Consider the following 8,624-nt stretch of genomic DNA (forward strand, 5'->3'; position numbering starts at 1 on the left):
TCACGCCGGGAATGTCATATGCCAGGGCGCGTTGCGCGATGTGCGGAACGGCCGTGGAGCGTTCCACCGACATCGACATGCCATAGCGATTGTTCTCGCACACGAAGATCACCGGCAACTTCCAGATGGAAGCGAAATTCAACGACTCGTGGAAAGCGCCCTCGTTATTGGCCCCGTCACCGAAGAAACACATCACCACGCTGTCCTTGCGCTGCTTTTTCACCGACAACGCCGCGCCCACCGCGATCGGCATGCCGCCGCCCACGATGCCGTTCGCGCCCAGGTTGCCACGGCTCACGTCGGCAATATGCATCGAGCCACCGCGCCCGCGGCAATAGCCGGTCTCCTTGCCGAAGAACTCCGCGAACATCCGCTTCGGATCTGCGCCCTTGCCGATGCAATGGCCGTGGCCGCGATGCGTCGACGTAATGTAGTCGGCGTCGGTGAGCGGCAGCGTCGCGCCAATCGCGCTCGCCTCCTGGCCGATCGAAAGATGCATCGTGCCGTGGATCAGGCCGCGCATATAGGCCTGCTCGGCACTCTCCTCGAAACGCCGCACGAGATACATCTTGCGCAAGGCTTCGCGCAGTGTCGCCGGCTCGTGACGGCGCAACACCGCCGGCAGCATCGTGGCCGGCCTGACGGGCAACGCTTCGATGATCTGCTGCATGTTCAAGCTCCTTTAGCGTCCGACGGCCTTCAGGCGACGGCGAGCGGTTTGCCGTACACCATTTCGTCTTGCAGACGTCGTAGCGCGACAATCGGCGAATCGGCATCCACTGCGCAGTTGCGATAGGTCAGCAGTTCGCCGCGGCGAACCGGTTGCAAGACCCGGCCGTTTTCGATCAGGCCGCACGGTACCGCATGCTGTGCTTTGGCATCGCCGACTGACATCGCCCAGGCCCGATAGGTGTATTCACCAATCGCATCGAGCCGGTCGCCGGGCTGGAGGTCTTTCTTCGCCACGGCGCAGACCTCGACGACCGGCACGGGCAGCGGCTGCATGTCGGCGCGGCGATACAGCACCGAACGCGCGCAGGTGAGCGGTACTTCGAGACTGGTGAGGTGATAGGGACGATAGAACGTGTAATACGGTCCCTCGCCGAGCTTCAGGTCTTCCATGCGTTCACGCAAACGCGGGTGAGCCAGTTCCGCCACGACGAAGACACCGGGCGCCACGCCCTTGCCGATCGTGTAGTCGACCACGCCCTTGCGCGACAGGATGCCGCCATCGGCCAGCGGGCACAGCACCTTGTGAAGTTCGTCGAGCGTGGCCGACGGACCGTGCATGCCCGGCACGTCCGGCGAGAGGCCGGTCGCATTGCCGATCGCGGCCATCTCGACGGCCGTCTTCGAGCCGTCGACGAACTCCACCAGCATGCGCGGGTTCATGTTGCGGCGGCGCGCCTCGTCCAGATAGACGTCCGGCGTGGCGTCGATATTGAGCGGGTTGTTCTTGCCCTTGCCCGCCGCGACGATCGGATAGCCGAGCGCGCTCACGAACTGGATCAGTTCGATCGTGGAGCTCGGTTCGTCGCCGGCGCCGAGCGAATAGACCACGCCGAGGCGCTCCGCTTCGCGCCGCAGATAAGCGCCGATCGTCACATCCGCTTCGACGTTCATCATCACCAGATGCTTGCCGTGCTCCATGGCAACGAGGCCAATCTGCGCGCCGACTGCGGGCTTGCCGGTCGCGTCGATCACCACGTCGATCAGATCGCTCGTGCATACCGCGTTCACGTCCTGCGTAATCGCGATGTCGCCGGCTTCAATGGCCTGTTCGAGCGCGCTGCGCGTCTCGACCATCCGGTAGCCGCTATCGGTGCCGTTGGCGACCTGCACCGCTTTACGCGCCATCTCGGGACGCAGGTCGGCGATCGCGCCGATTTCGAGGCCATGCATCTGCCGTACCTGAGTCACGATGTCCGTGCCCATCTCGCCGCTGCCAATCAGACCAATGCGGATAGGACGGCCGGAAGCAGCGCGCTTTTCGAGGTCGGCCGCGAGGCCGCTTGGGGTGATGTTGTGCATGGAACATGGCTCCTGAGATTCGGCGCGCGAACGCGCGGGAAGTGCGGGTAGGCGATCAGTCGCTTCGTGACACGTCTAGAACTTATGTATTTCACAATAGCACTTTGTTCACACGAGGTACAAGGACGACTTTGCCGAAAACAGGTGTTCGGAGCTTGGGACTAACCCGTAGAGCGGCCGCACGAGCGCAACACGCCGCGCCACGGCGGGTGGCATGGCGGTGTTTTTTGCCGGGCGTAAGAGTTGCTGGGGAGTTTTGGAGGAAAACGAAGGAAGCCGCGCGCGGGCGCGGGCGCGGACGCGGACGCGCGGGTACTCTTTGTGCGAACTGATCAGGTTGCTAGATGGTGTTAACCGATAGCGCTTTTAGTGCGTCACGCGACATTCCGTTCAGGCGGCGCCCACCAGTTTGAGCACATCTTTTGCGGTGTATTCGTCTGTAATCAGCACCGTGGGCTTGAGCAGTTTCAGCGCGCCGGCGAGCGCCTGCACCTTGCTGGCACCGCCCGCCGCGAGCACACGGATAGGCACTTTCCTGACAATGTCGAGCGGTACCGACATGACGCGCTCGTTGATCGGATGATCGACCAGCTCGCCATTCGCATCGAAGAAGTTGAACAGCAGGTCACCCACCGCGCCCGCCTTCACGACTGACGAACGGTCTGCGTTGCTAATGAATTTCGATTGATGCGAAGTGGCGTCCGCACCCGTGCCTGCGGCACTCATCACGACCGCATCGAGCGACTTGGCGAGTTCAAAAATATCGGCAAGACCGCAACGCTCGATGAGGGTCTGACGCGTAGCCGCACTATCCACGACGAGCGGCGCGGTCATCAGATAACAATCTGCCTGGAACAACGACGCAAAGCGCCACGCGAATTCGGCGGGATTGAACTTGCGCGCTTTCATGATGCCGCCGAGCAGCGAGACCACCGAAACGTTCTCCACGGTCCGTTCGTTCATGAATGCCAGCGAGTTCACCAGGGTTCTCCCCCATCCCACCCCGATGCGCATGTTGGCACGCACCAGCGACGACACATAGGCGCCGGTCGCCGCGGCAACGGGCCCAGTTGCATCTGCGCCGCGCGCCGACAGCGGCACGACGATGGCCTCGTCGATGCCGAAACGACTTTCCAGCAGACGCTCTGCCTCGACGCATTCGGCGAGGCGATCGCCAATCGTGATCTTCACCTCATTGCGTTCACGCGCGGCTGCGAGAAGCCGTACGACCGTGACGCGTCCGATACCCAATTTGGCGGCGATTTCGTTCTGCGTCATTTCCTCGACAAAATACATCCACGCAGCGCGCAAACGCAGGCGCCGCGCGGGATTTTGCTCGTCATTTTCGACGCTCTCAATGGCAACGCTCGCTTTCTGCAACCTTGACTCCTGTCCTTAAAAAATTCAGTCTTTGCGCTGAACACTTGTGCTATCTTAACTTCAAATGTTTCAACATTGAGACGCTCATGGAGTCAAAATCGCCCTTGCCGCAGCATCTGAGCCGCGACATTAGTCAACTGGGGCTCGCGCTGAGAGATTGTGCGCGTCAACTTCGTTATGCGGCGCGCAATGTGCCCGGTCGCGTCAAAAGCGACGGCCCCGTGGTCTCCCGCTCACCGTCCGCCCCACCCGTTAAGCCAGCCAACTACCTGTCGCTCGAATCCGTCGCGCATCTCGCCGACGACCTGATCGAAACAGCCGAGTCATTTGCGGGTCACGCCCTGCCGACCTTGCAGGACCCCTGGAAATCACCGGTCGCGCTGGAACCGCTCACGTGTTATCTGGCGCTTTTGAGCGGCCCCGCGAAGACGCTGCGCAAATTCTCGATGGCGTACTACGCTGCGGCCAAACGCATGCTGATTCAAAGCGGCGCGAACGACGTGTTGATCTTCGAGCATCGCATCAGCGCCGCGCTCGAGGACATTGCTGCCGCTCTGGAAGCACCGCAGGTCAATGCCGCGAAGCCGCTGGCCGGCGCGATCGCCTCGCGTCGCGCGCTCAGCCTCGCGTGCGCGCAACTGGTGCTGTCGCTCATCGACACGCAGCCGATCCGCAGCACGCGCTTCGACGCGCTACCCGACGCCAACGCGCCATGGTGGCTCGTCACCGAACCGAACGCGTACGTGTTCCTGATGCTCGCGCTGGCCTCGCTCGCCAAAGACGTGTGCCCGACCGGAATTCCGGGTGACCCGGATGCCACGGTGCGCTTCTTCTCCGACGTGGTCGGCGCGCGCGAAACCGCGTTCAAACGGGCCCTGAAGGCGCCCGAACCGCTGTCGGCGCTGAGCCACGAAATCGAGTATGTGATCGCGCATCTGTGCTGAAACCGGTGCGCCCTATCCGTCGAGGAGCCGCGTGAATGAGTCAGCCGATCTGTAGCGTCGACGCGCAAGAGATGGGAACGTGGAAGCGCGTGCAGAAGCTGACACCATGCCGGCAGCTGCTGCAGCGTTGCTGCGCCGAATACGATCAACAGCATGGCCTGCAGATCGAGATCGACGACCGCAATTTCACGACCGCTTTCTTCGCGTGGCTCGATGTCGTTGAACGCAACGCCGAGTATCGGCAACACAACGAACTCGACTACTTCCAGTTCGTCTTCGGTCTGCTACTGCGCGACCTGCTGCGCGACAAGGCCATTCTTGTCAAGAAAGATGCGTCGGTGCTGATGCGGCCGTCGTCTGGCAACATCGCCGACTGGTGGCCGACCGGCTACGTGCTGACCTACTTCTGCATCGGCGCGCTCAAACAGACGGTTCGCGAGGAATGCGCAGTCGAACTCGAACCGAGCGATGCGCTGTCTCACCCAGCCGTGTGGCAGTCGTTCCGCGAAAACATCGTCGAGGAACCGGGCCTCGCTATCGCCTTCTTCGACAAGTTCATGGGGCTCGAACCGAACTGGCGCGAACCGAACCAGATCAACAATCGGCCCGCAGCGGAACGATCCGGCACGCACGCCCGTTAGCCGTTCTCGCACACGCATACACGCATACACGCATACACGCATACACGCATACACAGACAAAGCAAAATCCCGTCACATGAAGCCTGACGGGATTTTTTAGCATACCCAATCTTTCGAAGACGCCGCTTGCCGCCTAGAACTGTTCCTTGCCGAACAGCGACTTCGCATTTTGCTGGTCGATCCGCTGGGTGGGCACCACGACATTGCGCGGCACCTCGGTCGCGCAGTCAATCAGGATTTTCTTGGCGAGTTCCAGTGCCTGTGCCGCGCCCGTCGGATAGGTATAGGTAGCAGCCCACTGACCATCCGCAACCGCGCGAATGCCGCCCGACGGTCCGGGCAAACCATCCGTTCCGATGATCTTCACCTGGTCGACCTTGCCGGCCTGCTTGGCCGCAATATAGGCACCCGCCGCCGCCAGATCGTTACTGGTGTACACCAGTTTGATGTCGGGGTGCGATTGCAGCATCGCGGAAAAGACGGTCACTGCCTGGTCTTCCATCCAGTCCACGGGCTGTACCGCCACGAGTTTGATCTTGGGATTGACGGCAATGCCGGCCTTGAAGCCTTCAAGGCGTTCAATGGCGGGAGATGAACTCGGCAGGCCTTCAAGAATCGCCGCCTCACCGCCGTCGGGCAGCAGCGTCTTCGCCGCCCACTCACCCGCTTCTCTCGCGATCTCCCGGTTGTCGCCGCCCACGAAGGCCGTGTAGTTGTCGCCAGTCGTCTTGCGGTCGAGTTCGATCACGGGGACGCCGGACTTGTAGACGGCCGAAACGGCGGGCGTCAGCGGCGCGGCCTCGAACGGCGAGATCATCAGTAAATCAACGTGCTGGGTCTGGAAGTTCTCGACTTGCGACACTTGCGTATTCACACTTGCCTGTCCGTCTGCGATCACGAGCTTGAATTTCGGATAGTTCTTCACGAGGCGCTCGAGTTCGTGATTGACGTGCTCGCGGTAGGGCTCCTTGAAATTCGCCTGGCTAAAGCCGATCACGTAATCGTTATTCGGCCCGCACTCTTTCGCGAGCGGCTTGCCCGCAGCCCATGCGCCGGAGGCGAGCGCCGTTCCGGCGACCAGCAAGGTCGTTTGCAGAAGTGTTTTCATGTACCCGTCTCCAGTCCCATGCAAGTATTTGCGCTTGACAGCCGGGCGCACCTCCCAACTTTCGCTGCCGGGAGTTACGCGAGAAACTACCGCCTCGAACCTCCGCGGCCGACGACGTAAGTTTGCAGCGCTGCGGCGATCACGATGATTGCGCCTGTCGCAAGCAGTTGCATGGCCGCACTGACGTCATTGAGCTGCAGAATATTGGCGAGCGCCCCCAGCATGATGGCGCCTGCAATGGTGCCGACCATCGAACCGGCACCGCCGAACAGATCAGTGCCACCGATCACGACAGCGGCAATCGCGTTGAGCTCGTACCCCAGGCCATCATTAGGGCTACCGAAGGAAAACTGCCCGGCATGAACGATGCCGGCAATCGCAGACGCAAAGCCGGTCAGTGCGTAGACCGAGATCTTGATTGCGCTGACCGGGATGCCGGACAGGCGCGCCGCCTTTTCGTTGCCGCCAACCGCGACGACATAGCGCCCGTAACGCGTGTTGTTGAGCAGGAAAGCCGCGATCACCGCGAGCACGACGAACACCAGCGTCGCAACGGGAAACACCCCGCCGATCCGCTCGCCGAGCACACCGAACGCGGGCGGCGCGTTGCCAGGTCCCTCGCCATACTGGATGTTGATGAATGCGTTGTTGGAGGCGATCAATGACAAGCCGCGCGCCGCCTGAAGTCCGGCGAGCGTGACGATAAAGGCCTGAATGCGCAACGTGGTGGAGATCACCCCCTGAATGGCGCCGAATATCACGCCCGTGGCGATGACGAGTGACAGCGTGCTCCAGAGTCCCCAACCCTGGTTGACCAGCAAGGTCGCAGTCAATACCGAGCAGAGTCCCAGCACAGCTCCGACCGAGAGATCGATGCCCGCCGCGATGATCACGAAGGTCATCCCCAGAGCGAGGATGCCCGTTTCGGAGATCGACCGGATGATGTTGGCGATGTTGTCGGGCGCAAGAAACAGGATATGGCCATGCCTGCGCGGCGAACAGATAATGCCCGCGCCCACCACGAGGATGAGTCCCAGCAGACTCTGAAAGCGGACCAGATAAGTGAGCAGCCCACGCGGACGATCCCCGGACGTGGTGGAGGTCGGCGTCGTGCTCATGCGGCAAGACCCTCCCCTTCGCTGATGCGCCGGACAGCCTCTTCGCTGGGATTCGGGCCGAATTCCTGAATCGTTCGTCCTGCCTGCATCACGATGATCCGGTCGCACAAGCCGATCAGCTCGGGTAGTTCCGAAGACGCCATCAGCACACCAAGGCCCTGTTCGGCGAGGCTGCGCAGGCGCCGGTAGATTTCGGCCTTGGCACCGACGTCGACGCCGCGCGTGGGTTCGTCGAGCAACAGCAAACCCGGATCGTTCAGGAGCTCCTTGGCGAAGACCACCTTTTGCTGGTTGCCGCCCGATAGATTGACGACTTTCGCTTCGGGCAGGCGCGGACGCACGTCGTATTCGTTCAGCGCGCGCCCCACCTCGCGCCGCTCGAGCGCGCGCGAGACGAGACCGAAGGGCGTGACGCGCCTGAGTGTCGACATGACTGTGTTCTGCGCGACGGTGTGCGAGAGGATCAGTCCGGTGCCGCGCCGGTCATCCGTGACATAGGCAATCCCCGCCCGGCGCGCTGCGTGGATGTTGCCGAGTGCCGTCGGCCGGCCGCGCACTTCGACAAGCCCGTGCCAATGTCCGCTCGTGCCGAAGCCGTACAAAGTCGAAAGCAGTTCTGTCCGCCCCACTCCCATCAGGCCGGCAAGCCCGACAATCTCGCCTTCATGCACCGTCAGCGAAATATCGCGCGGCGCCTGCCAGCCAACGCGTGGGATGTCGGGCTCGAACGCAGCATGTTCGAGCCGCAGGATCGGCGCCCCCACCTTCTCCGCACGCGGCGGAAACAGATCGGAAAACGGCCGTCCCACCAGCAACTGAACCAGCGTCGCCTGCGGTGCGTCAGGGGCGGTCGTGCCGACCACGGCGCCATCGCGCATCACGGTCACCCGATGCGCGATGCGCGTCACTTCCTCGAGCCGGTGAGAGATATACACGATGCCGACGCCGCGTTCGGACAGTTCTTTCACGACGCCGAACAGATGGTCCGCTTCGACGGCCGACAAAGCGGCGGTCGGCTCATCCATGATCAGGATGCGCGCATTGGCCGACAAGGCTTTGGCGATGGCGACGAGCTGCCGCTCGCCCATGCGCAAGCTTGCGACCGACAGACTGGCGTCCAGCGACACGCCCGCGCGCGCCAGCAGATCCTGTGCTTTGCGACGCATGGCCGCGCCGGCCAGCACACCCCAATGGGTCATCTCGTTGCCGAGGAACAGATTGCCGGCAATATCGAGCCCAGGAACCAGGTCGAGCTCTTGCGGGATCATGGCGATCCCTGCGGCATGGGCGTCGCGCGGGCTCGCAAAGCCAAGCGGCTTGCCGTCGAGCTTGATGACGCCCGCATCGGGCCGCACCGCGCCCGACAGGACCCCCATCAGGGTGGATTTGCCCGCGCCGTTTT

8 protein-coding genes are annotated in these 8,624 nt (G+C 62.4%); 2 read left to right on the top strand and 6 right to left on the bottom strand.

Features of this window, described 5'->3' with window-relative positions:
• The 3 genes from VGH41_RS09480 to VGH41_RS09490 all read right to left on the bottom strand — a co-directional run.
• Positions 1–670 (bottom strand): thiamine pyrophosphate-dependent dehydrogenase E1 component subunit alpha (locus VGH41_RS09480; RefSeq protein ID WP_331597132.1); only part of this gene is annotated, 670 nt, incomplete at its 3' end.
• A gap of 29 nt (positions 671–699) precedes the next feature.
• Positions 700–2,031, bottom strand: a complete 1,332-nt coding sequence (locus tag VGH41_RS09485) for an NAD(P)H-dependent oxidoreductase (RefSeq protein WP_331597133.1) — start codon at positions 2,029–2,031, stop codon at positions 700–702.
• 390 nt (positions 2,032–2,421) lie between these two features.
• Positions 2,422–3,411 (bottom strand): sugar-binding transcriptional regulator, encoded by a 990-nt coding sequence (locus VGH41_RS09490; protein WP_331597134.1) that lies wholly within the window; start codon positions 3,409–3,411, stop codon positions 2,422–2,424.
• An 86-nt stretch (positions 3,412–3,497) separates the two neighbouring features.
• Between VGH41_RS09490 and VGH41_RS09495 the strand changes: the two genes are divergently transcribed.
• Both VGH41_RS09495 and VGH41_RS09500 read left to right on the top strand, forming a co-directional pair.
• On the top strand, positions 3,498–4,355 hold the full coding sequence (locus VGH41_RS09495; protein WP_331597135.1) for a hypothetical protein: 858 nt from the start codon (positions 3,498–3,500) through the stop codon (positions 4,353–4,355).
• Positions 4,356–4,390: 35 nt separating this feature from the next.
• Complete coding sequence (locus tag VGH41_RS09500) at positions 4,391–4,996, top strand: hypothetical protein (RefSeq protein ID WP_331597136.1); 606 nt, start codon at positions 4,391–4,393, stop codon at positions 4,994–4,996.
• A 133-nt stretch (positions 4,997–5,129) separates the two neighbouring features.
• Here the strand turns inward: VGH41_RS09500 and VGH41_RS09505 are convergent, their stop codons facing one another.
• From VGH41_RS09505 to VGH41_RS09515, 3 genes are all read right to left on the bottom strand, one after another.
• Positions 5,130–6,104 carry a substrate-binding domain-containing protein gene (locus VGH41_RS09505; RefSeq protein ID WP_331597138.1) on the bottom strand — a complete coding sequence of 325 codons (975 nt, stop codon included), beginning with the start codon at positions 6,102–6,104 and terminating at the stop codon, positions 5,130–5,132.
• Between the two features lie 86 nt (positions 6,105–6,190).
• Entirely contained in the window at positions 6,191–7,222 is a 1,032-nt protein-coding gene (locus VGH41_RS09510) for an ABC transporter permease (RefSeq protein ID WP_331597140.1), read from the bottom strand.
• Positions 7,219–8,624 (bottom strand): sugar ABC transporter ATP-binding protein (locus tag VGH41_RS09515; protein ID WP_331597141.1); only part of this gene is annotated, 1,406 nt, incomplete at its 5' end. The genes VGH41_RS09515 and VGH41_RS09510, both read right to left, overlap by 4 nt.

It is taken from the genome of Paraburkholderia sp. (assembly GCF_036488795.1).
In the GTDB taxonomy this organism is placed as follows: Bacteria; Pseudomonadota; Gammaproteobacteria; order Burkholderiales; family Burkholderiaceae; genus Paraburkholderia.

Bases quoted from the DNA above. Each gene is read 5' to 3' on its own strand.
- VGH41_RS09495 (WP_331597135.1), top strand. From the start codon at position 3,498: ATGGAGTCAAAATCGCCCTTGCCGCAGCATCTGAGCCGCGACATTAGT.
- VGH41_RS09510 (WP_331597140.1), bottom strand. From the start codon at position 7,222: ATGAGCACGACGCCGACCTCCACCACGTCCGGGGATCGTCCGCGTGGG.
- VGH41_RS09505 (WP_331597138.1), bottom strand. From the start codon at position 6,104: ATGAAAACACTTCTGCAAACGACCTTGCTGGTCGCCGGAACGGCGCTC.
- VGH41_RS09485 (WP_331597133.1), bottom strand. From the start codon at position 2,031: ATGCACAACATCACCCCAAGCGGCCTCGCGGCCGACCTCGAAAAGCGC.
- VGH41_RS09500 (WP_331597136.1), top strand. From the start codon at position 4,391: ATGAGTCAGCCGATCTGTAGCGTCGACGCGCAAGAGATGGGAACGTGG.